The 846-nt window shown below is 62.9% G+C and carries 1 protein-coding gene; it reads right to left on the reverse strand.

The window, feature by feature from the left end:
• The coding region (locus C8D90_RS22120; protein ID WP_162844438.1) for an Ig-like domain-containing protein at positions 1 to 846 on the reverse strand (846 nt) is incomplete at both ends.

Consider the following 846-nt stretch of genomic DNA (forward strand, 5'->3'; position numbering starts at 1 on the left):
GGTGACGCTCGCCGTTACGGTGAGATCGCCGTCGTTCAGCAACGCCAGGTCGGCCGGCGGTACCGTCAGGGTCCAGGTGCCGTCTGCGCTGACCGTCGCGCTGTAGGTGTTGCTGCCCAGTTCGACGGTGACCAACTGACCCGGTTCCGCGCTGGTGCTGCCACTGATAACCAGCGCTTCACCGGCCGTTGTGCCGTTCAGTACGTTACCGTGCGCCATATCGTTGATGGTCAGCGTAGGCGCCGTGGTATCCACAGTGACGTTATGGCTGGCGTTGGTGTGGTTACCCGCCGCATCAACCGCCGAGGCCGTCACGGTATAGTTACCGTCGGCCAATGCCGCAACGTCGGCCTGATCGACCGTCAGCGTCCAGGTTCCGCTGTTCGTGACGGTCGCGCTGTAGGTTTTTCCGTTCAGCGTAACGGTCACTACGGTGTTCTCTGGCAGAGCGTTCGCCGTACCGGACAATACCAGCGGCTGTCCTGCTTCTGCCGCATTGATGATGTCGTCAACGGCAATGGCATCGATCGTCAGGGCGATCGGCGAGGTGTTCACGCTGATATCGCGGCTCTCGCTGCTGCTGTTGCCCGCTTTATCCGTCACCGTTACGTCCACCGCATAAGACTGGCCGTTGCCCAGCGCGGTGATGTCCGCCGCCGGCACGCCCACGCTCCAGGCGCCGTTGGCGTCCAGGATGGTGGTGTACGTTTTGCCGTTCAGGGTGATGGTCACCGTATCGCCCGCCGCCGCACCGGTGCAGGTGCCGCTGATAAGCTGTGCCTGACCGTGCTCCGCCGCGTTGATGATGTCGTCACCGGCGATAGTGTTGATGGTGATCACCGGCAC

Source organism: Enterobacillus tribolii (genome assembly GCF_003363015.1).
GTDB classification, from domain to species: Bacteria; Pseudomonadota; Gammaproteobacteria; order Enterobacterales; family Enterobacteriaceae; genus Enterobacillus; species Enterobacillus tribolii.